This window comes from Deltaproteobacteria bacterium, from assembly GCA_003696105.1.
Taxonomy (GTDB): Bacteria; Myxococcota_A; Polyangia; order Haliangiales; family J016; genus J016.
The window spans coordinates 18,494-39,336 of the sequence record RFGE01000209.1; the positions used below are offsets into that span (position 1 = coordinate 18,494).

At 71.5% G+C, this 20,843-nt stretch carries 21 protein-coding genes; 14 read left to right on the forward strand and 7 right to left on the reverse strand.

Going from position 1 to position 20,843, the window contains the following annotated elements; genetic code table 11:
• Positions 1-37: 37 nt before the first annotated feature.
• Entirely contained in the window at positions 38-2,068 is a 2,031-nt protein-coding gene (locus D6689_13960; protein ID RMH40392.1) for a DUF2723 domain-containing protein, read from the reverse strand.
• 251 nt (positions 2,069-2,319) lie between these two features.
• On the opposite strand from D6689_13960, the gene D6689_13965 reads away from it, so the two are divergent.
• Genes D6689_13965 through D6689_13975 form a run of 3 tightly spaced genes read left to right on the forward strand, consistent with a single transcriptional unit; the run spans position 2,320 to position 4,909 of the window.
• Complete coding sequence (locus D6689_13965; GenBank protein ID RMH40393.1) at positions 2,320-3,261, forward strand: bifunctional riboflavin kinase/FAD synthetase; 942 nt, start codon at positions 2,320-2,322, stop codon at positions 3,259-3,261.
• A gap of 14 nt (positions 3,262-3,275) precedes the next feature.
• Positions 3,276-4,133, forward strand: a complete 858-nt coding sequence (locus tag D6689_13970; GenBank protein ID RMH40410.1) for a 4-hydroxy-tetrahydrodipicolinate synthase — start codon at positions 3,276-3,278, stop codon at positions 4,131-4,133.
• Positions 4,133-4,909, forward strand: coding sequence for a 4-hydroxy-tetrahydrodipicolinate reductase (locus tag D6689_13975; GenBank protein ID RMH40411.1), 777 nt, complete (start codon positions 4,133-4,135; stop codon positions 4,907-4,909). Before D6689_13970 ends, D6689_13975 begins: the two co-directional genes overlap by 1 nt.
• Positions 4,910-4,919: 10 nt before the next feature.
• On the opposite strand, the gene D6689_13980 is transcribed toward D6689_13975, so the two are convergent.
• Positions 4,920-6,422: a class I SAM-dependent methyltransferase gene (locus D6689_13980; GenBank protein ID RMH40394.1), complete on the reverse strand. Its 1,503-nt coding sequence runs from the start codon at positions 6,420-6,422 to the stop codon at positions 4,920-4,922.
• Positions 6,419-6,694 (reverse strand): acylphosphatase, encoded by a 276-nt coding sequence (locus D6689_13985; GenBank protein RMH40395.1) that lies wholly within the window; start codon positions 6,692-6,694, stop codon positions 6,419-6,421. Before D6689_13985 ends, D6689_13980 begins: the two co-directional genes overlap by 4 nt.
• Before the next feature lie 97 nt (positions 6,695-6,791).
• Between D6689_13985 and D6689_13990 the strand changes: the two genes are divergently transcribed.
• The gene (locus D6689_13990) at positions 6,792-7,961 is read left to right on the forward strand and encodes a transcription termination factor Rho (protein RMH40396.1); all 1,170 of its coding nucleotides are present in this window, start codon (positions 6,792-6,794) and stop codon (positions 7,959-7,961) included.
• A 214-nt stretch (positions 7,962-8,175) separates the two neighbouring features.
• On the opposite strand, the gene D6689_13995 is transcribed toward D6689_13990, so the two are convergent.
• Positions 8,176-8,736: a hypothetical protein gene (locus D6689_13995; GenBank protein RMH40397.1), complete on the reverse strand. Its 561-nt coding sequence runs from the start codon at positions 8,734-8,736 to the stop codon at positions 8,176-8,178.
• Positions 8,737-8,781: 45 nt separating this feature from the next.
• Here D6689_13995 and D6689_14000 point away from each other — a divergent pair, with 45 nt between their 5' ends.
• The 4 genes from D6689_14000 to prfA are packed head-to-tail and all read left to right on the forward strand — an operon-like array spanning position 8,782 to position 12,066.
• Positions 8,782-9,645, forward strand: a complete 864-nt coding sequence (locus D6689_14000; protein RMH40398.1) for a serine/threonine protein phosphatase — start codon at positions 8,782-8,784, stop codon at positions 9,643-9,645.
• A 48-nt stretch (positions 9,646-9,693) separates the two neighbouring features.
• Positions 9,694-9,906, forward strand: coding sequence for a 50S ribosomal protein L31 (locus D6689_14005; protein ID RMH40399.1), 213 nt, complete (start codon positions 9,694-9,696; stop codon positions 9,904-9,906).
• Between the two features lie 12 nt (positions 9,907-9,918).
• Complete coding sequence (locus D6689_14010) at positions 9,919-10,968, forward strand: DUF1385 domain-containing protein (protein ID RMH40400.1); 1,050 nt, start codon at positions 9,919-9,921, stop codon at positions 10,966-10,968.
• 6 nt (positions 10,969-10,974) lie between these two features.
• Positions 10,975-12,066: a peptide chain release factor 1 gene (gene prfA, locus D6689_14015; GenBank protein RMH40401.1), complete on the forward strand. Its 1,092-nt coding sequence runs from the start codon at positions 10,975-10,977 to the stop codon at positions 12,064-12,066.
• 134 nt (positions 12,067-12,200) lie between these two features.
• Here the strand turns inward: prfA and D6689_14020 are convergent, their stop codons facing one another.
• From D6689_14020 to D6689_14030, 3 genes are read right to left on the reverse strand one after another with little or no spacing between them, the layout of a single operon-like run.
• Entirely contained in the window at positions 12,201-12,773 is a 573-nt protein-coding gene (locus D6689_14020; GenBank protein ID RMH40402.1) for a TlpA family protein disulfide reductase, read from the reverse strand.
• Positions 12,766-13,176, reverse strand: a complete 411-nt coding sequence (locus tag D6689_14025) for a hypothetical protein (GenBank protein ID RMH40403.1) — start codon at positions 13,174-13,176, stop codon at positions 12,766-12,768. Before D6689_14025 ends, D6689_14020 begins: the two co-directional genes overlap by 8 nt.
• Positions 13,177-13,200: 24 nt before the next feature.
• A complete protein-coding gene (locus tag D6689_14030; GenBank protein ID RMH40404.1) occupies positions 13,201-13,656 on the reverse strand; it encodes a hypothetical protein in 456 nt (151 codons plus the stop codon).
• Positions 13,657-13,762: 106 nt separating this feature from the next.
• On the opposite strand from D6689_14030, the gene D6689_14035 reads away from it, so the two are divergent.
• The 6 genes from D6689_14035 (at position 13,763) to D6689_14060 (ending at position 20,791) form a co-directional block, all read left to right on the forward strand.
• Complete coding sequence (locus tag D6689_14035) at positions 13,763-14,407, forward strand: TetR/AcrR family transcriptional regulator (protein RMH40405.1); 645 nt, start codon at positions 13,763-13,765, stop codon at positions 14,405-14,407.
• Positions 14,408-14,521: 114 nt separating this feature from the next.
• Positions 14,522-15,340: an electron transfer flavoprotein subunit beta/FixA family protein gene (locus D6689_14040; protein RMH40406.1), complete on the forward strand. Its 819-nt coding sequence runs from the start codon at positions 14,522-14,524 to the stop codon at positions 15,338-15,340.
• Between the two features lie 12 nt (positions 15,341-15,352).
• A complete protein-coding gene (locus D6689_14045) occupies positions 15,353-16,321 on the forward strand; it encodes an electron transfer flavoprotein subunit alpha/FixB family protein (protein ID RMH40407.1) in 969 nt (322 codons plus the stop codon).
• Positions 16,322-16,462: 141 nt separating this feature from the next.
• Positions 16,463-17,416: a MoxR family ATPase gene (locus D6689_14050; GenBank protein ID RMH40412.1), complete on the forward strand. Its 954-nt coding sequence runs from the start codon at positions 16,463-16,465 to the stop codon at positions 17,414-17,416.
• 7 nt (positions 17,417-17,423) lie between these two features.
• Positions 17,424-18,572 (forward strand): DUF58 domain-containing protein, encoded by a 1,149-nt coding sequence (locus tag D6689_14055; protein ID RMH40408.1) that lies wholly within the window; start codon positions 17,424-17,426, stop codon positions 18,570-18,572.
• Entirely contained in the window at positions 18,569-20,791 is a 2,223-nt protein-coding gene (locus D6689_14060; GenBank protein ID RMH40409.1) for a DUF3488 domain-containing protein, read from the forward strand. The genes D6689_14055 and D6689_14060 overlap by 4 nt, the downstream gene beginning before the upstream one ends.
• Positions 20,792-20,843 lie beyond the last annotated feature (52 nt).

A 20,843-nucleotide genomic window follows, 5' to 3' on the forward strand; every position in this document is an offset into this window, starting at 1 on the left:
ACCCGCGGCGGCGGCGCCCGGCGACCCGGCAAGCGGCTCACTCGCCGGCGCGCGGCGGCGGCAAGCGCGCGAGGTTGTCGCGCGCATCGGCGTGGTTCGGGTCCAGTTGCAACGCGCGGACGAGCCGGCGCCGCGCGCGGTCGAACCGGCCCGCGCGCGCGTCGAGGATGCCCGCGATCGCGAGCGCGTCCGCGGTCGGCTCGGTCGCCACCGCCCGCTCGGCGTGGTATCGCGCTCGCGCGTCGTCGCCCGCGCGCAGCCAGAACCGCGCGGCGTTGACGCGGGCGACCGCGTGGTCCGGCGCGAGCGCGAGCGCCCGCTCGGTGAGTTCGGCCGCCTCGCGGTACCGGCCGAGTCGGTCGGCGACGACGCCGAGATTGACCCACGCCGCCACGTGGTCGGGCCGTACCGCGGCCGCCGCGCGAAACAGCGCACCGGCGGCCTCGAACTCCCCGCGCGCGTACGCGAGGCGCCCGAGCGACACGAGCGCCGCCGCGTGCGCGCGCGCCGCGTTCGGATCGGCGCCGTCGGGGCCCGCCAGCACGCGCGCGAGCCGGCGGGCGGCCGCGCGCACGTCGGCCACACCGGACACGGGACCGCGCTGCCACGTCGCGACCACCGGCCCGGCGCGCAGCGCGATGCCCGGCGGCGGGCGGTCGGCGCCGAGTTCCCATCCCACCGGCCGCGCCTGCGCCGCCAGCGCGGCGACCGGATGGACCGGATCGACCGGCGCGCGCGCGCGAGCGAGCACCGCGCGGTTGCGGTCGACGTCCCACAGGTGCTGCCGCACCAACACCGCGACGTCCGGGCGGGCCATCTCGGCCAGCGACAGAAAGAACAGGGCGGACGCCGTGTCGTCCGAGCGCGCGAGCACGACCCCGCGCGGACCGACGTCGGCCAGTGCCGCCTCGCCCCACCGGCGCGGCGCGTCGCCGGCCGCCGCCGCCCAGCGCGCGCTGCCGCCGACCAGCGCGATCGGCACCGCGATCCACACCGCGACCGCCGCGCCGGCAAAGGGGGCGGCCCTGCCCGTCGCGCGGGCGAACCACGCGACGCCGAGCGCGGTCGCGATCGCGACGGCGACCGCGAGCGGCACGCCGTTTTGCAAGTCCACCAGCCCCCGCGGGTTGAGCCACGCCGAATAGGCGAGATCGCCGGCGCCGACCGCCGCGAGCGCCGCCGCGAGCCAGCGCTCGCGCCGCTGGGCGAACGCCCACACCAACCCGCCGACCGCCGCCAACAGCGCCAGCGGACCGAGGTGGTCGGCCGCCTGCGCGGCCGCGCGCCGCAGTCCGCTCATCCGCACGCCGATCTCGTCCGCGTACGCGACGCGGATGCGCCGGGCGGTGACCGCGTGGTCCACGAACGCCGCCGCGGTGCGCGGGTGGCCCCAATCGAGCGCCGCGGCCCGGCCGGAGGCCGACCGCACCGGCAGGTAGGCGTGCACCGCGGCGGCCGCCGCCACGGCGAGCGCCGGCGTCCACAGCGGCCAGCGCGCGCCGCGGCGGAGGCGTACGAACAACAGCGCGGCGATCGGCACGGCCAGCAGCAGCCGGTAGCTCGCGTGGAGCCCCGCGCCGAGCCCGGCGAGCCACGCCAGCGCCAGGCCGGTGCGCGGCCCGCCGCCGCGCGCCACCCGCGCGTACCACCGCAGCGTCAGCGCCAGCGCCGCTCCGGTCGGCGCGTACACCTCGGTGGTCGTGGCGTGCCGGAACCACACGAGCGACAGCGCCAGCGCGAGCTGGCCCGCGCACGCGCCCGCCACCGCCGCCGCGTCGTCGCGCACGTCGAGTGCGATGCGCCCGACGCACCACACGCCGGCCGCCGCGCAGATCGCCGACAGCAGATGCACGCGGTACGCCAACTCGCCCAGCGGGATCAGCGACGCGAGCTTGGCGAGCGCCATGTAGAGGGGAAACCCGGTCGGGTGCGGACTGCCCAGCCCGATGGCCGCGGCGCCCAGCTCGCCCGCGTCCCGCCAGTACAGCGACGGCGGTGCGGCCAGCGCGTACATCGCGAACGCCGCGACGGCGATCGCGCGCGGCAGCCATACGCGGGCGCGGTCCACGCACGCGACTGTACCGCCGCGGCGGCCGCGCGCGAAACCACCGGCGCTAGGAGGCTGTTGCGTATCGGCGCGCCAGCGAGGTTGCGAGCTGCGAGGCGTGGTTCGGCGCACGCCCGCAGCGCACGAGCGCGCGTATATCCATACGGTACCGAAGGGCGCGAGGACGTCCGCCGACGATCGCCCGCCGATCGCGCCCGCAGCCACCGGCCAGGCGCAACAGCCTCCGAGATCGGGCTATGCTGCACGCGCCCATGGAGGTATTCGAGGGTCACCGCGCGCTGTTCCGACCGCTGGCGAGTCCGGCCGTGTGCCTGGGCAACTTCGACGGCGTGCACGTCGGCCACCGGCGCCTGATCGACGCGACGGTCGCGGCAGCGCGCGCCCACCGCGGCGATGCGGTGGCGTTCACGTTCGACCCCCACCCGGCGACGGTGCTCGCCGCCGATCTGGCGCCCCCGCTCATCACGTCGCGCGAGCGCAAGCTCGAGCTTCTGGCCGACGCGGGGGTCGACGTGTGCATCCTCGAACCGTTCACCCCGGACCTCGCGAGGATGCCGCCGTCGGCGTTCGTGGACCTGCTGGCCGACGTGATCGGCGCGCGCCACGTCGTCGTCGGCTACGATTTCACATTCGGCCGCGACCGCGCCGGCACGCCCGACACCCTGCGCGCCGCCGGCGCCGCGCGCGGCTTCGACGTCACGGTCGTCCCGCAGGTGACCGTCGACGGACTCGTCGCGTCGAGCACCAAGATCCGCGACTTCGCCCTGCTCGGCAAGCTCGACGGCGTCCGCCGGCTGCTCGGCCGCGACCTCGACGTCGACGGCGTCGTCGTGCGCGGCGATCGCCGCGGCCGCACGCTCGGATTTCCGACCGCGAACGTGGCGGTCCCCGCCGGGCTGTTGCTGCCCCCGCCGGGCGTATACGCCGTGCGCGCCGTCGTCCTCGACGATCGACGGGCGTTCGGCGGCGTCGCAAACCTCGGCACGCGGCCGACGTTCCGCGAGGGAGACAACCTCGCGCTCGAGGTCCATCTGTTCGATTTCGACGGCGACCTGTACGGGCGACGCATCCGGGTCGCATTCGTCGACCGCATCCGCGGCGAGCGCCGGTTCGACGGCGTCGACGCCCTCGTCGCGCAAATCCGCGCGGACGCCGACCGCGCCCGCGCCATTCTCACAGGAGACAACACGTGAAGCTCGAAGGTGCGATGACCGCGCTCGTCACCCCGATGCGCGACGGCGCGGTCGACTTTCCCGCGCTCGATGCACTCGTCGAGCGCCAACTCGAGGCCGGCATCGACGGCTTGGTTGCCGTGGGAACTACTGGCGAGTCGGCGACGCTCGCTCCGCCGGAGCACGTCGCCGTCGTGCGGCGCGTCGTCGAGGTCGCGCGCGGGCGCGTGCCGGTCGTCGCGGGCGCGGGGGCCAACTCGACGGCGGAGGCGGTGGAGTTGTCGATCGCCTGCCGCGAGGCCGGCGCGGACGCCCTGTTGCACGTCACCCCCTACTACAACAAGCCGACGCAGCAGGGGCTGTACGTCCACTTCGAGGCGGTTGCACGCGCGGGCCGCCTGCCGGTCGTGCTGTACAACGTGCCGGGCCGCACGAGCTGCGATCTGCTGCCGGAGACGGTCGAGCGGCTCGCCGCGGTCGACTACATCGTCGCGATCAAGGAAGCGACCGGGTCGGTCGCACGCGCGACCGAGATCATCGAACGCTGCGGCGATCGGATTGCCGTGTTGTCCGGCGACGACTTCACCGCGTTTGCGCTGTACGCGGTCGGCGCGCGCGGCGTCATCTCCGTCGTGTCGAACGTCGCGCCGGCGTGGATGGCCGACATGTGGGATGCAGCCCGCGATGGCGACTGGGACCGGGCGCGGCAACTGCACTACCGCATTCAACCGCTCACGCGCCTGCTGTTCGCCGAACCCAATCCGATCCCGGTCAAGGCGGCGCTCGCGCTGCTCGGCCACATCGGCCCCGAGATTCGCCCGCCGCTGGTCGAGTGCTCGCCGGCGCTGCGCGACCGTCTGCGCGACCGGCTCGCCGAGGACGGGCTGGCGTGATCCGGCTGGCCGTACCCGGCGCGGGCGGGCGCATGGGCCGCCACGTGGTGGCCGAAGCCCTCGCCCGGCCCGACGCGTTCGCGATCGCGGCGGCGATCGAAGCCGAGGACAGCCCGGCCGTCGGCGCGGAGGTCGCGCCCGGCATCGTCGCCACCTCCGACCGGTCGGCGCTCGCCGGCGCCGACGTCTACGTCGACTTCACCACGCCCGAGGCGACGCGCGCGCTCGCCGAAGCGGCCGCCGAGTGCGGCACGGCCGCGGTCGTCGGCACGACCGGCCTCGACGACGCGGCCCGCGCGGCGCTCGACGCCCTCGCCCGGCGCGCGCCGGTCGTCGTCGCCGCCAACTTCTCGATGGGCGTGACGCTGATGCTCGCGCTGGTCGAGCAGGCCGCGCGCGCGCTCGGTCCGGAGTTCGACCTCGAGGTCGTCGAGATCCACCACCGCCACAAGCGCGATGCGCCGTCGGGGACCGCCCTGGCGATCGCCGAGGCCCTCGCGCGCGGGCGCGGCGTCGACCTGCGCGCCGTCGGCCGCTTCGCGCGCGAGGGCGACATCGGCCCGCGGCCGGCCGGCGAGATCGGCGTGTCGACCGTGCGCGGCGGCGACGTGCCGGGCGACCACACCGCGTTGTTCCTGGGCCCCGAGGAGCGGCTCGAACTCGTGCATCGCGCCGGTTCGCGGGCGATCTTCGCCCGGGGCGCGCTGCGCGCCGCGGAGTGGGTCGTCGGCCGACCGGCCGGCCTGTATTCGATGCGCGACGTACTCGGGTTGTAAGTTCAACGGATCATCGTTCGCCGGACGATCCGCTGAACTCGACGACCACCGGCGCCGCCTCGGGCGCCGCGGTCGGCAGTGCGCGGCGCAGCTTGACCAGCTCGCCCTCGGCCAGTGACGCGCGCGTGCGCCACCGGCGCAGCTCGGCGTCCTTTTCCGCGAGCGCGCGGCGCACGCGGGCGACCTCGGCCGCGAGCTCGTCGGCGCGCGCGGCGGCAGCGTCGCGCTCGGCGCGCAGTTCCTCGGCGAACTCGGTGCGCTCGGCCAGCTCGCGCTCGATCGCGCGCATCGCGGCGGCGTGCGCGGCCAGCGCCTCGGCGATCCGCTCCGTCTCCGCGCGCCCGTCGGGCGTCTCGCCGACCCCGGTGAGCGGGGCCATCCGCTGCGTCGCGCGCTCGCTGGTCGGCGCGCCGTCGCCGGCCGCGGCGACTGCGCGTAGCCGCGCCGTCGTCGGCTCGGCGCCGGCGGCGTCGCCCTCCGCCGCCCCGGCGGCGTGCCCGTCCTCTGCGACGGCACCGATTCGCTCGGGCGCCGGCGGCCCGGCCGGCGCACCCGCGGCCTCCTCGGCGGCGGCGACCTTCGCCTCGAGTTCGAGCACTCGCTTGCGCATGGCGGACAGCTCGCGACGCGCGCGATTCAGCTCGATACCCGCCTCCGCGGCGACGCGACCGGTCTCCTGCTGGGCATCCTCCACCTGCGCCTTGAGCGCCTCGACCCGCTTGGCGTGCTCGGCGCGCTCCGCCAACAGTTCGTGCAGCCGCGCGCGCAGTTGCCGCACGTCCGCCGCGTCCGCCGGCCCGCGGCGGCCGGCGATGCCGAGGTCCGCAGCGGCAGCCGCCACGCCGGCCAACGTCGGCAACTGCACGATCGCGAACCGCCCCGCGACCGCGGCGCCGCCCGGGCCGCACACGGCGACGTAGCCGGCCACATCGTCGTCGTCGTCGCTCGCCAGCGCGCGCAGCGCCGTGTCGAGTTCGACCTCCGCCGGCGCGTCGTCGCCGGCAAACTCGACGATCGACGCGGCGACGAACGGCGCGTCGGCCAGCAGGCGTACCGGCGAAAACGCCGGCTCGAGCCGTTCGCCCAGTTCGAAGTAGGACATGCCGCCGCTGGTGCCGGGGCGATCGGCGTTATCGACGATCGCGATCAGACACCCGTCGGCGGCCAGCACTCGGCGCAGCTCGTCGACGACGGGGCGCCGGCGCAACACCGGCGCGCCATCCGGCACGATCACCACGTCGAACGCTCCGTCGTCGAACTCGAGCGATCCGTAGCGGCCGGCCCGCAGGTCGACGCCGTCCCGCGCAGCCGCCGGCGTCGGCGCGGCCACCGCGGAGCGGTCTTCGTCGACGCCGACGACGCGGCTCGCGCCCAGGTCAGCCAGGAACGCGGCGCCGCGCCCGGCGCCGCAGCTCAGTTCGAGCACGCGCTTGCCGTCGATCGCCGCCGCCGCATAGCGGTAGACCGCGAGCCGGCGCAGCCACGGCGCGAGATCCTTGCCGTGCGCCGTCATCGCCGCACCTCGAAGCCGCGATCGCCAATCGGCGCGATGCGCTCGACCTCCACCGAGTCGACGCGCGCCGCGGGCGGTCCCTGCCGGCACCAGTCGACGAGCGCATCGACCGCCTCGGGCGGCCCCTCTGCTTCCAGCTCGACGCTGCCGTCGGGCAGGTTGCGCACCCACCCGGACACACCTACTCGCATCGCGCGCTCCCGGGTCGAGCCGCGAAACCACACGCCCTGCACGCGACCGCGCACGCGAACTCGAACGCGAATGGTCTCCATGGACGATGCCTTGACAGTTTGGGCTGCACGATTTTTGCTAGACTGACGTTCTGCTCTGCTGCCCGCCGTTCGCCCCACCCCGCCGCGCCGGAGCCCGATGCGCCTCTCCGAGCTCAAGCAGAAGACTATCAAGGATCTAATCGATCTGGCGACCGAGCATGCCATTGATGGCGCCAGCTCGATGCGCCGCCAGGATCTGGTGTTCGCGATCTTGCGGGAGCAGTCGCGGCGCGGCGGCGACCTCCACGCCGAGGGCGTACTCGAGATCTTGCCGGACGGTTTCGGCTTCTTGCGCGCACCCGACCATAACTATCTGCCGGGAGCGGACGACATCTACGTCTCGCCGTCGCAGATCCGCCGGTTCGACCTGCGCACGGGCGACCGCGTCGCCGGCCTGGTCCGCCCGCCCAAGGAGTCCGAGCGCTACTTCGCGCTGCTTCGAGTCGAGGCGGTAAATGGCGCCGATCCCGACGCGCGCCCCCCCAAGCTGCTGTTCGACAACCTCACACCGACCTACCCCGTCGACCGCTGGCGGCTCGCGCCCGGCGGCACCGCGTGGACGCGCGTGGTCGACTGTCTCGTGCCGATCGGCAAAGGCCAGCGATGCCTGATCGAAGCGCCACCGCGGGCCGGGCGCACCCGGCTGATCACCGACCTGGCCGCCGCGATCGAGCGCAACCACCCGGACGCCGCGCTCACCGTGTTGCTCGTCGACGAGCGGCCCGAAGACGTGACCGAGTTGAAGCGCGCGATCGCGGCAGAGGTCGTCGCGTCCACGTTCGACGAACCCGCCGCGCGACACGTCCAGGTCGCCGACGTCGTGCTGGAGAAAGCCAAGCGGCTGGCGGAGAGCGGCCGCGACGCCGTCATCGTCGTGGACTCCCTGTCCCGCTTGGTGCGAGCGTACGCCGCAACCGATCCGTCGGCGCCCCACCGGCCGATGCGGTTCTTCGGCGCGGCGCGAAACCTCGAGGAGGCCGGGTCGCTCACCATCGTCGCCACCGCGCAGGTGGGGACGGGCGACCCGCGCGACGACGCGATCGCGCGCGAGCTGCGCGCCGCGGCGACGTGCGAGATCGTGTTGTCGAGCGAGCTGGCAGCGCGCGGCATCGAGCCGTCGATCGACCTGTCGCGGTCGGCCACCCGCAAGGCGGAGCGACTGCTGTCGGACGACGAGCAGCGCCGAGCCGCCGCCCTGCGCGACGAGCTGCACGTACTGTCGCCGGACCGCGCCGTCGAGGTCGCGCTCGCCCGCCTCGGCGCGTAACCGCGTCGCGAGCCGGTGGTCGGATCGGGGAGGCCGTTGCGCCTAGGCGCTGGCTGCGGTCGCGATCTGCGGGCGATCTTCGGCGTACGTCCTCGCGCCCTTCGGTACCGTATGGGGATACGTGCCCTCGTGCGCTGCGGGCGTGCGCCGAACCTCGCCGCGCATCGCCCAACCTCCCTGGCGCGCCCGGACGCAACAGCCTCCGGGAGCGCCGTCACCGGCACGGCATGATGGCCTCGGCGCGCTCGGTTTCGTCGCACGAAAACAGCCCGGCCTCGCACCGGTGCCAGGTGCCGACCTGGCCGCACGAAGGCACGGCGTCGAGCCAGCCGGTTCCACCGCACGGACCGAACACCGGCTGTTCGCACGGCCCCCCGAGCGTCGTGTCGACGACCGGCTCCTCGACGCCGTCGCAGTTGTAGTCGAAGTCGCCCGACCGCTTCGGCGACGTGAACGCGCCGGTCTGCCCCGGATGGACGCGGGCGTCCTCGTCGTCGCAATCGACCGGATCGCACACCTCGCCCGGCCGCGACGGGGCCAAGAATCCGTCGCCGTCGCCGTCGCGGCACGGCGGTTCGGCGTCGGCATCCGGGCCGGACGCATCCGGGTCCGCGCCCGACGCATCGGGCGGTGCGGCGTCGACCGCATCCGAACGCGACGCGTCTGCGGGATCGGCGGCGCCCGACGGGTCGAACGCGCACGCGGCCGCGGCGACGGCGATCGCGCACACGGCCGCGGACCGTAGGGCGGCAGCCCATGCCGACGGAAACCGCATCGCGGCGATCATACCCGCGTCAGGTTTTGTTACGCTGCCGATTCCATGGCCCGCGTGCTTCGCCTGCCCGACCACGGACGGCTGCTCGTGTGTACGGACCTGCAGGGCTGTTTGCGGGACTACTATAAAATCGTCGATTGGTTCATGAAGACCCGCGCGGAGACGGGGGGCGACGCGCACCTGCTGTTTACGGGCGACCTGGTGCACGGCCCCCGCATCCCGCGCGACGACTGGCCCGATTTCCTCGGGGAATACTACTGGGACCAGTCCGGCGAGCTCGTCGAGGAGTTCGTCCGGCTCAAACGGCGCTACCCCGACCACGTCCACGCGCTGCTCGGCAACCACGAGCACGGCCACATCGGGGGACCGCACACCGCCAAGTTCGCGGCGGACGAGGTCGCCCTGCTCGAGTACCACCTCGGCCCGGAGCGATCCGAGCGCCTGCGCGAGGTGTTCAACACCTTCGCCCTGGTCGCGGTGGCGCCGTGCGGCGCCGTGTTCACCCACGGCGCGCCCGCGGCGGAGGTCGCGGACGTGCGCGACATCGAGGCCATCGATGTCAACCACTTCGACTGCGACAGCCCGCTGGACATCCTCGGCGTGCCGGTGCTCGGCCCGATCCTGTGGGCGCGGTCGGCGCCGGCCGACCGCGCACGGGCGTTCGTGCGCGCCCTCGGGGGCACGATTGCCATCTACGGCCACGACGTGATCCCCGACGGATTCGAGCGCGTCGGCGACGAGCAGATCGTGGTCTCGACCAGTTTCGGGGTGTACGACTCGCACAAGGTCTACCTCGAGCTCGACCTCGGCGCGCGCTACGAGACCGTCCACGACCTGCGCGTCGGGCGCGAGATACGGCCGCTGTATCCGGAAAAATCGATATATTTCAAGGACAAAGGAGGCAAGTGACGCCTCCGTAGACGCGCCGGGGGCGATTTGCTATACACCCGCGTTCCCATGAAAGCGTCGCCGATTCATCCCGATTACAAACCATCGACCATCACCTGCGCCTGCGGGGCCGTGTACGAGACGTTCTCCACCCGCGGGGACTTCGCGATCGACATCTGCTCGAAGTGCCACCCGTTTTACACGGGCAAGCAGAAGCTGGTGGACTCCGCCGGCCGCGTCGAGCGGTTCCAGAGGAAGTACGGCCGCACCAAGAAGAAGTAAACTCGGGTGTCGATGGACACCGAATCGGTCGGTACGCCGAAGTTCGACGTAGGCGGGCAGGCCGTCATCGAAGGCGTCATGATGCGCTCGCCGCGGTCCTTCACCGTGGTGTGCCGCCGCCCGGACGGCACCATCGTGATCAAGGAACAGGAGTGGCAGCCGCTGTGGGCGGGCGCCAAGGTGTTGCGCTGGCCGTTCCTACGGGGCGCGGTCGTGCTGCTCGAGTCCCTGTGGAACGGATTGTCGGCGCTCGCGTTCTCTGCCGACCAGCAACTGGCCGAGCAGGACGCGCACCGCAAGCCGCGGTCGCTCGGCGCGGCGTCGGCCGGCGGCCGCGAGCGCACCTCCTGGTCGACCTACGGGATGGTCGCGGTGTCGCTGGTGTTCGGCCTCGCGCTGTTCGTCGGGGTGCCTCACCTGGCCGCGTGGGGACTCGGCGAGCTGTTCGGGTTCGGTGCGTCGTCCGTGGTGTTCCACCTCGTCGACGGCGCCGTCAAGCTCTCGCTCCTCATCGGCTACATGGCCGCCATCTCGCTCATGGACGATGTCCGGCGCGTGTTCATGTACCACGGCGCCGAACACAAGGCGATCTTCACGTACGAAAAGGGACTGCCGCTCACCGTGGACAACGCGCGCGCGCAGAGCCGCTTCCACCCGCGCTGCGGGACGTCCTTCTTGCTCATCGTCATCGGCGTGTCGATCGTGCTGTTCAGCGCGGTGCTCCAGTTCCCGCTGTCGTCTCACGTCGCAGCGGACCACGCGCTCAAGATCCTGATCAAGCTCCCGCTGATGTTCCCGGTCGCCGGCCTGTCGTACGAACTCATCAAGCTGTCCGGCCGAAAGTGCGACACCAGTCGCGTCGCGCGCGCGCTGGCCGCCCCCGGCATGTGGCTGCAAAAGATCACCACGCGCGAGCCCACCGACGATCAGCTCGAGATCGCGCTGCTGTCCATCCGCAAGACGCTGTGGCGCGAAGCCCAGCGCGGCGGCGACGCGCCTCCGATCGGCCGCGTCGAAGTCTATCCGAGCGCCGACGCCATCGACCTGCCGCTCGCGGCCTGAGTCACCATGTTCGACTCGCCTCAGTTCGCGGAGAAGATGGACGCCCTCGCCCGCCGGCTCGGCGACGTCGAAGCCCGACTCGGCGATCCGGCGGTCATTGCCAACCGCGCCGAGTTTGCCAAGCTGTCGAAGGAGCACGCGGAACTGTCCGAGCTGCTCGGCGCGTGGACCGCGTACCGCAAGGCAATCACGGAGATCGACGAGGCCAAAGCGCTCGCGCGCGACGCCGACGACCCGGACATGAAGGCGCTCGCGCGCGACGAGCTGTCGCGGCTGGAAGCGGCGCTGCCGGACCTCGAGCACCGGCTCAAGCTGTTGCTGTTGCCCAAGGATCCGAACGACGACAAGAACACGATGCTCGAGATCCGCGCCGGCACGGGCGGTGACGAAGCGGCGCTGTTCGCCGGCGACCTGTACCGGATGTACATGCGGTACGCCGAGCGGCAGGGGTGGAAGACCGAGTTGATGGAGATGAGCGAAGGCCCGGCTGGCGGGGTGAGCAAGGTGATCGTGCTCATCTCGGGCGACGGTGTCTATTCCAAGCTCAAATACGAGTCGGGCGTGCATCGCGTGCAGCGCGTACCCGCGACCGAGTCGCAGGGGCGCATTCACACGTCCGCAGCGACGGTCGCGGTGCTGCCCGAAGCCGAAGAGATCGACATCAAGATCGACCCGAAGGACCTCGAGATCGACGTGATGCGCGCCGGGGGTCCGGGCGGCCAATCGGTCAACACGACCGACTCCGCCGTGCGCATTCACCACATTCCGACCGGGTTGATCCAGATCTGCCAGGACGAAAAGTCGCAACACAAGAACAAGGCCAAGGCGCTGCGCATCCTGCGCGCGCGCTTGCTCGACCTCGAGCGACAAAAACGCGAGGCCGAGGAGCGTGACGCGCGCCGGTCGATGGTCGGAAGCGGCGATCGGTCCGAAAAGATCCGCACCTACAACTTCCCGCAAGATCGGATGACCGACCATCGAATCGGCCATACGCGGCACAACCTGCCGGCCATACTCGACGGCGATCTCGACGAGACGATCGAGGCGCTGCGCGCGCACTACCAGGCGGAAGCCCTGCGCGCACAGCAGGATGCGTGAGCCGCCGCGCCGCCGGCGCTACCTGGCGGAAGCCCTGCGCGCACAGCAGGATGCGTGAGCCGCCGCGCCGCCGGCACTACCCGGCGGAAGCCCTGCGCGCACAGCAGGATGCGTGAGCCGCCGCGCCGCCGGCGCTACCTGGAAAGCAGCGCCTGGACCTTGGCCTCGACGTCGCGCTCGTCCCCCGACTCGTAGCCGGCGTGGACGTGCCGCACGATGCCCTTCGGCCCGATGATGTACGTCGTCGGCATCGTGTCCGGCGCGTACGTCTCGACCGCGTTGCCGTTGGGGTCGTAGCCGACGCGGACCGCAGACAGCCCGGACGCCTTGATGAACGCGTCGGCATTGTGGCGGTCCTTGTCGATGTTGACCGCGACGAACGCGACGTTGGCGCCGCGCTTTTTGAACTTGCGCGCCAGCTTCTCGTAGGCGGGCAGCTCCTTGCCGCACGGCTTGCACCAACTCGCGCCGAACGTGAGGACCACGACCTTGCCGCGATAGTCGCGCAGGCGGATCTTGCGGTTCTTTCGATCGCGAACGCCGCCGAGTTCGGCCGCGCGATCGCCCTTGGAAACCTTGGCAACGGCCGGCGGTGCCATCCACGTCGTCGCGATCAGCCCCAGCGCGGCAGCGAAGACAGCGGTGCGTACAACATGTGCCATTGGCGTCGACCTCCTGCGGTGTGACGGCGGTGTCCGGTCAGCCATTCACGGACAAGATCTCCTCGATCCAATCCTTCAGGAACGGCAGCGCCGGCGGATCCGAGTACAGGGCCCCGTTGATGAACAACGTCGGAGTGCCCTCCACGTGGGCGGCGAGCCCCTCCTCCTTGTCCTTGCGCACGAGAGCCGCGACGTCCGGGTCGGCCCAATCGCGCTTGAACCGCTCCATGTCGAGGCCGAGCCGCTCGGCGTACTGAAGGATGTCCTGGTCCGTCTGCGCCGTCTGGTTTTCGAGCAAGGTCCGGTGCATGTCCGCGAACCGCCCCTGGCGATGCGCGGCGACCGCCGCGCGCGCCGCCGCCTCCGAGTGCGGATGCGTCGACAGCGGAAAGTGCTTGAAATACACGACCACGTCGTTGGGATACGCCTCGACGACCTCGTCGAGCACCGGCCGAACGGCCGCACAGTGAGGTCAACCGTAGTCCAGAAACTCGACGATCGCGATCGGCGCGCCCGGCTGCCCGAGATGCGGGGCCGACGACGTGTCGAACGTGTATCGCTTGTCGGTGCGGTAGCGCGCGTCGTAGTAGTCGCGCACGGTCAGGTCGTCGTCGGTTTCGTGAACGAGCATCGCGACGTACCGGGCGGCGAAGCGCGCGCGCTTGCACGATGGGTCGTCGGTGAGGCTCTTGCGCAGGCTGTGGGCCTTGCCGCACGGGGATTGCAGCCGGTCGAGGAGTTTGGCGAACCGCGCTTTCTCGGCCGCCGACAACTTCGACGTGTCGACGCCCGGCACGTCGGCAGCCGCCGGCGCCGCCGCGGCAGCCGCCGGCGGCTCGGCCACGTCGAGCGCGCGGACGACGCCTTCGTAGTCGTCCCGCGCGGTGCCGTTCTTCTTCTGGCACGCGGCGCCAGCGACGAGCGGCACAGCGGCCGCGAGAGCAACAATCCTTAGCACTTCGAGGTTTTAGCCCCCGCGAGACGCGAATGCAAGCCATTGACACCATGCGTCAAGGTTGGTATGAGGTGCCTGAATGACGGCTCATTCACCCTCGGACCGCCGCGCGGGGGACCGGCCGCAGGGCGGCGACAAGCGAGAGCGCATCTTGGACGCCGCCGAGCGCGTGTTTGCCCGCCACGGGTTTTTCAACGCGCGCGTGGCCGAGATCGCGCGCGACGCGGGGGTCGCCGACGGCACGATCTACCTGTACTTCAAGAGCAAGGACGACCTGCTGATCTCGCTGTTCGAGTCCCGCATGGAGCGGATCAACCGGCAGCTCGCCGAGCGCGTCGCGGCCGAGACGACCGCGGCCGACCGCTTGCGGACGTTCCTGCACGCCTACGCGGAGTTGGCGCGCGACCAGCCGCACGTCGCCGAGGTGCTCACGATCGAGCTGCGCCAGAGCAGCAAGTTCATGAAGGAGTACGCCAACCCGCGGTTCGCCGAATTCCTGCGAACACTGTCGAGCATCATCGAGCGCGGCCAGGCCGACGGAGAGCTGCGCGCGGACGTGCCGGCCCCGGTGGCCGCTCGCGCGCTGTTTGGCGCGATCGACGAACTCGTGCTCGCGTGGGTGTTGGGCGGCCACGAGAAGTTCGATATCGTGCGCGCGGCCGAACAGCTCGGCCAGATGATGCTCCACGGCCTCGCCGTCGCCCCGGATGAGTGTTCGCCATGACGCCGCCACGGCCCACAGACTCTGCAATCGACTCGCCGCGCGCCGCACCTCGCCGCCGCGCGGACAACGACTGCACAACGGTCCCGCTGGGACCCCGCTGACAAGGAGGACCCCGTGAAAATCCTCGTTCCGATCAAGCGCGTTCCCGATCCCGAGATGAAGATCAAGCTCGTGGACGGGAAGCCCGACCTCAGCAACGCCAACTGGGTCGTCAACACGTTCGACGAGTACGCCGTCGAGGCCGCGCTGCGCCTGACGGAGAACGCGGACACGGGCGACCGCATCGGCGAAGTCGTCGTCGTGACCCTCGGCCCCGAGGACGCGGCGCAACAGCTGCGCAGCGCGCTCGCGATGGGCGCCGACCGCGCGATTCACGTGACAACCGACGACGCCGCGATCGACGCCGGCGTGGTGTCGCGCGCGCTCGCCAAGATCGTCGCCGACGAGAAGCCCGATCTCGTCCTCATGGGCAAGCAAGCGGTCGACGGAGACGCCGGCCAGGTGGGCCCGATGCTCGCGGCGCGCCTGACCTGGCCGCAGGCGACCTTTGCCGCGTTTCTCGACCTGGCGGAAGACAAGTCGTCGATCACCGTCGGGCGCGAAGTCGACGCCGGTGTCGAATACAAGAAGCTCAAACTGCCCGGCGTGGTCACGGTCGACCTGCGCATCGTGCAGCCCAAGAGCGTCACGAACCACGTGACGCCGGACAGCCATGAGTACCAGGACGGTCCGCGCTACGCGTCGCTCAAGGGCATCATGAAGGCGAAGAAGAAACCGATGGACACGAAAGCGCTCGCCGATCTCGGCATCGACACGACGGTCACGGTGGTCGACGGCGCGTATGAACTGCCCCCGCCGCGGGCGGCCGGCGAGATCGTCCCGGACGTCCAGACGCTGGTCAAGAAGCTGCACGAAGAAGCCAAGGTCATCTGAGGAGGCACGACAATGGGCAACGTTCTGACGTTTTGTGAGACGACCGGATCCAGCCTCCGCTCGAGCGCGCTCGCGGCGCTGGGCGTCGCGCGCCAGGTCGCCGGGCATCACGGCGGCGAGGTGATCGCGATCCTCATCGGCAAGGGCGTGGCGGACGCCGGTGCCGACGCCGCCCGCTATGCGAACAAGGTCGTCGTCGTCGACGATGCGGCGCTCGAACACGCGCTCGCCGAAACCTACGCGCCGATCCTCGCCAAAGCGGCCCAGGACAACGGCTGCGATGTGATCGTGGCGACGGCGACGTCGACCGGTAAGGACGTCGTGCCGCGCGTCGCCGGCCTGCTCGACTGCGGGATGGCTTCGGAGATCTCCGCGGTGTTGTCGGGGAACACGTACCGGCGCCCCGTTCTCGCTGGCAACGCGTACGTCACGGTCGAGTTGCGGTCCCCTCTGCAGTGCCTCACGGTGCGCCAGTCCGAGGTCGAGCCGGCCACGCCGCTGGATTCCCCCGGCACGGTCGCGACGGCCGATCCCGGTCCGATCGACCCGCTCGGCGCCGAGTTCGTGCGCCTCGAGACGTCCAAGAGCGAGCGACCGGACCTCAACGACGCCGACATCGTCGTCGCCGGCGGCCGCGGGATGAAAAACGGCGAGAACTTCAAGGTGCTCGAGCAACTGTGTGACCTCCTCGGTGCGGCACTGGGAGCCTCCCGTGCGGCGACGGACGCCGGCTTCGTCCCCGCCGACCTCCAGGTCGGCCAGACCGGCAAGGTCGTGGCGCCGAAGCTGTACATCGCGGTCGGCATTTCCGGCGCGATCCAGCACCTGGCCGGCATGAAGAACTCGAAGGTCATCGTCGCGATCAACAAGGATCCCGAGGCCCCGATCTTCCAGGTGGCCGACTACGGGCTCGTGTCGACCTGGGAAAAGGCGATCCCCGAGCTGATCGGGGAGATCAAGAAGCTCAAGGCCGCGGCGTAACCGGCGAACCAACACCGGCGGCGGCCGGCGCGGAGGCGGGGCGCGACGCGCGCGTCCCGCCTCCGCGTTTTCGGCCGCGAGCCGGCGCGCGGTTCACGGCTATACTGACGGCTCGTGCCGGACTCCTCCGCAGCCAAGCCCCTGCCCGTGCCCGAGGGAGCGCCCGAGGCGCTCCGCGCGATCGTCGCCAACGTCAGCCGAGCGATCCGCGGCAAGCCCGAGGCGATCCGGCTCGCGCTCACCGCCCTGCTCGCGCGCGGCCACCTGCTCATCGAGGACATTCCTGGCGTCGGCAAGACCACCCTTGCCCGCGCGCTCGCGCGGTCGCTCGGCGGCACATTCCGGCGCATCCAGTTCACGTCCGACCTGCTGCCGTCCGACATCGTCGGCGTGTCCATCTACGACCCGGACGAGCACACCTTCGAGTTCCGCAAGGGGCCGATCTTCGCGAACGTCGTACTCGCGGACGAGATCAACCGGACGACACCGCGAACGCAATCCGCGCTGCTCGAGGCGATGAGCGACGGCCACGTGTCCGTCGACGACCGCACCCACCCGCTGGAACAACCGTTTCTCGTGCTCGCGACGCAAAACCCGGCCGAGCAGTTCGGCACCTATCCGCTGCCGGAATCGCAAATGGACCGGTTCCTGTTGCGCATCCGCATCGGCTACCCCGACGCCGCCACGGAGCGCGAGATTCTCAAGACCCGTCGCGCCGTCGATCCGGTCGAGGAGCTCGAGCCCGTGATCGATCACGCCACGATCCTCGCACTGCAGGCCAGCGTCGAACACGTGTCGGTCGACGACAAGCTGATCGACTACGCGCTGCGCGTCGTGCACGAGACCCGATCGTCGCCGGCTCTCGCGATCGGCGTGTCCACGCGCGGCGCGATCGCGTGGCACCGGGCGGCGCAAGCCTTTGCCCTGGTCGAAGGCCGCCACTACTGCATACCCGACGACTTCAAGCAGCTCGCGCTGCCCGCCCTCGCCCACCGCGTCGTGCTCGCGGCGGCGCAAGAGTCGATCGGACGCGCGCGAGACGAAGCCGAAGCGGCGATCGCCGAGATCCTCGCGCGCATTCCGGTGCCGCTGTGACGGGAGGGTGTTCGCCGCGCACGCCGCGCGCGCACCGCCGGTGCGCGGCCGGCTATCTGCTACGCTCATCGCCGTGACCAAGCGCCCGTGGTGGAGCCGACTGTGGCGGCGGCTGCGACCGCCACGCCGGCTCGAGATCACCCGTGAGGGCCGCTACTTCGTGTTCATCACCGTCGCGGTCGGCCTCGCCGCGATCAACACCGGCAACAACCTGCTCTACCTGGTGCTCGGCTGGCTGCTGTCGACCATCGTCGCGTCCGGCGCCATGTCGGACATGTCTCTGCGCGGCATTCGCGTGCACCGCCGGCCGCCGCCGCGCGTGTTCGCGAACCGGCCGTTTCTGATGGAGATTGCGGTCGACAACCTCAAGCGCGGGCTGTCGTCGTACTCGCTCGAGGTCGAAGACGTCGCCGATGGCACTCGAGTCGACAAAACCTGCTACTTCCTGAAAGTGCCGCCGGGGCGCGCACAGCGCACGTCGTATCGGCACACGATCGGGCGGCGCGGGCTCGTCCGATTCGACGGGGTTCGCGTCGCCAGTCGCTACCCGTTCAACTTGTTTCGCAAGTCGCGTTACATCGAAGATCCCGTCGAGTTACTGGTCTACCCGGAAGTTCGTCCGCTGCCGCCGCCGGCGCCGCGCGCCCACGCGCTCGGCGAAACGGCGTCGCGTCAGATCGGCCGGCGCGGGGACTTCTTCGGCCTGCGCGACTACCGCCACGGCGACGACCGCCACGACATTCACTGGAAGTCCACCGCGCGCGCCGGCCGACTGATGGTCCGCGAGTACGAACAGGAGGCCGAACGCCGCGCCACCGTAGTCGTGGACAACGCGCTGCCCGACGACGCGGGGGCCGCCGAGCGCGACGCGCTCGAGCGTGCGATCAGCCTCGCGGCGTCACTCGCCAACGCGTACATCGCGTCCGGCTACCAGGTGAGGCTGGTGACCCGCGGCGCGGCCCTGCCGTTTTCGGGCGGCCCGATGCACCTCGAGCGCATCCTGCGAGAACTCGCGCTGCTGCCCGCCGCCACCGCCGACGTCCCCTTCGCCGCATCCCTGCCGCCGCGCACCGACAACGTGCTCGTCGTACCCGCGGGCGTACCGCGCGCCGGTGCGCCGGCCGGCGTCACCCATGTGCTGGAGGCCGGCGCGTGAGGTTCGCGGCCGCCCACAAAGTGACGACCTATCTCTCGGTCGGTGCGGCGTTCGCCGCGCTGGCGTTGTCCGGTGAGCTGTTTGCGCCCGTCGTCACCGCGGCCGCCGCGGCGATCGTCGCAAGTTGGTGGTGGGAGCCGCCGCGAGTCGATTTCGACCAATGGTCCCGCGCCTGGACGATCACGTCGGTCGGGGCGTTCGCCGTGAGCACCGCGGTGTGGTTCACGGGCTGGGACATTCTGATCGTCGGCGCACATTTCTTGCTGTACTTGCTCGTCGCCAAGCTATTCAACCGGCGGGCCGCGAAGGACTACCAGCAGATCTACGTACTGTCGTTTCTCATGCTGGTGGCCGGTACGGTGCTGAACCCCGGCGTGAGCTTCGGCGCGCTGTTTCTGGCGTTCGTCGTCACATCGACCTGGGCGCTCACGCTGTTTCACCTGCGGCGGGAAATCGAGGACAACTTCCTCGTCAAGCACGCCGGCGACGCATCGGCGCGCGTGCCCGTCGCGCGGATTCTCGAGTCGCGGCGCATCGTGGGACCGCGGTTCTTCGCCGGCACGGCGGTGATCTCGTTGCTGGTGTTCGTCGGCGCGACAGTGTTGTTCCTCGCGATCCCCCGCATCGGACTCGGACTCTTCTTTCCCGCGAAGCGCAGCGGCGTGCAGCTCGCCGGGTTCGAAGACGACGTCCAACTCGGCCGCCATGGCACGATCAAAGACGACCCGACCGTCGTGATGCGCGCCTACGTCGACGCGCCATTCCGCGGCCGTGGCGCGCCGGAGTTGCACTGGCGCGGCGTCGCCTTCGACCGCTACGAGCGCGGGCGCTGGCGGCGGTCCGCGCGCGCGCCGCGCGCGCGAGTGACGCCCGAACTGGCCCCGAACTCGGGACGCTTCCGCCTACACCTCCGCTACGACCGCGCGCGCGAACTGACTGTCGAGGAGCTGCGCGCCCACGTCGGGGCGCTCCGCCAGGAGATCTACCTGGAGCCGATGGGCAGCGACGTCGTGTTCGGCGCGTCGATGCCGCTGGCGTTCGAGTTCGACGCCGGTTCACGCCGTCCGCGCGGCGGCCGCAACGACGAGATCCGCTATCCGCACGGCGCGGGCGTCAAGTACATCGTGTACTCGGACCCGGAGCCGCCGCCTGCGTCCCTGCTGCGCCAGGCGCCGACCGCGCTGCCGCCCGCCGGCTCCGACCACCCGCTCGCAGCCTATCGGGTGTATCTGCAGCTACCGGCGGACCTGTCGCCACGCGTGATCGACCTGGCGCGGACGATCACCCGCGATGCTCCAACCTGGTACGACAAGGCGCGCGCGATCGAGGCCTATCTGCGCAGCGAGTACAGCTACACGCTCGACATGCGCGCGCCGCCGGCGGGGATGGATCCGGTCGAGTTCTTCTTGTTCGAGCGCAAGAAGGGCCACTGCGAGTATTTCTCGTCGGCGATGGCGATCCTGCTGCGCGCCGTCGGCATCCCGGCGCGCAACGTCAACGGGTTTCTCGGCGGCGAGTGGAACGAGTACGGCAACTACATCGCGGTACGCGGCGGCGACGCCCATTCCTGGGTCGAGGTCTACTTTCCGACGATCGGCTGGGTCACGTTCGACCCGACGCCGGCCGACGACGCCAGTCGGCTCGGTCCCGGTGGGACCGGCTTCCTCGACAAGATCAACCGCATGATGGACACCGTGCGGCTGCGCTGGTTCCAATGGGTGATCGAATACGACCTCGCGCGACAGCTGTCGGTGTTTCGATCGCTCGGCCGCGCGTTCCGCGGCGGCGGCGCCGGCGGCCGCGTGTCGGCCGCGCGCGACTGGGCCCGCAGGCACCGCGGCGCCATCGGCGCCAGTGCCGCCATCGCCACCGCGATCGCCGGGCTATTGTTGTGGCTGCGCCGGCGCAACGCCGCGGCGCTCGGGGGCGGGCCGCGGCCGGGCCGGCCGGCCGCGCTCGCACGCGTGTGGCTGGCTGCGGCGCGCCGCTACGAGCGGAGGGGCATCCCCCGGCAGCCGGCCGCGACGCCGCGCGAATTCGCCCGCGCGGTCGCGGCGGCCGGCGCCCCGGGGGCGGACCCGTTCACCGCCCTCACCGAGCTGTACTACGCGGCGAGCTACGGAGGCGCCGATGCGAGCGCCGCGCTCGAGCGCGCACGGTCGCTCCGCGACGCGATCAAGCGCGCGACCGCCGGCCGCGCCGCTGCCGGGCGGCCGTGAAGCGGCCGGCCCACACGGGTTGAGGGTGCGCGCCGGAGCCGAGGCCGAGACG

Bases quoted from the DNA above. Each gene is read 5' to 3' on its own strand.
- D6689_13965 (RMH40393.1), top strand. From the start codon at position 2,320: ATGGAGGTATTCGAGGGTCACCGCGCGCTGTTCCGACCGCTGGCGAGT.
- D6689_13970 (RMH40410.1), top strand. From the start codon at position 3,276: ATGACCGCGCTCGTCACCCCGATGCGCGACGGCGCGGTCGACTTTCCC.
- D6689_13980 (RMH40394.1), bottom strand. From the start codon at position 6,422: ATGACGGCGCACGGCAAGGATCTCGCGCCGTGGCTGCGCCGGCTCGCG.
- D6689_13985 (RMH40395.1), bottom strand. From the start codon at position 6,694: ATGGAGACCATTCGCGTTCGAGTTCGCGTGCGCGGTCGCGTGCAGGGC.
- D6689_13990 (RMH40396.1), top strand. From the start codon at position 6,792: ATGCGCCTCTCCGAGCTCAAGCAGAAGACTATCAAGGATCTAATCGAT.
- D6689_13995 (RMH40397.1), bottom strand. From the start codon at position 8,736: ATGCGGTTTCCGTCGGCATGGGCTGCCGCCCTACGGTCCGCGGCCGTG.
- D6689_14000 (RMH40398.1), top strand. From the start codon at position 8,782: ATGGCCCGCGTGCTTCGCCTGCCCGACCACGGACGGCTGCTCGTGTGT.
- D6689_14005 (RMH40399.1), top strand. From the start codon at position 9,694: ATGAAAGCGTCGCCGATTCATCCCGATTACAAACCATCGACCATCACC.
- D6689_14010 (RMH40400.1), top strand. From the start codon at position 9,919: ATGGACACCGAATCGGTCGGTACGCCGAAGTTCGACGTAGGCGGGCAG.
- prfA (RMH40401.1), top strand. From the start codon at position 10,975: ATGTTCGACTCGCCTCAGTTCGCGGAGAAGATGGACGCCCTCGCCCGC.
- D6689_14020 (RMH40402.1), bottom strand. From the start codon at position 12,773: ATGGCTGACCGGACACCGCCGTCACACCGCAGGAGGTCGACGCCAATG.
- D6689_14035 (RMH40405.1), top strand. From the start codon at position 13,763: ATGACGGCTCATTCACCCTCGGACCGCCGCGCGGGGGACCGGCCGCAG.
- D6689_14045 (RMH40407.1), top strand. From the start codon at position 15,353: ATGGGCAACGTTCTGACGTTTTGTGAGACGACCGGATCCAGCCTCCGC.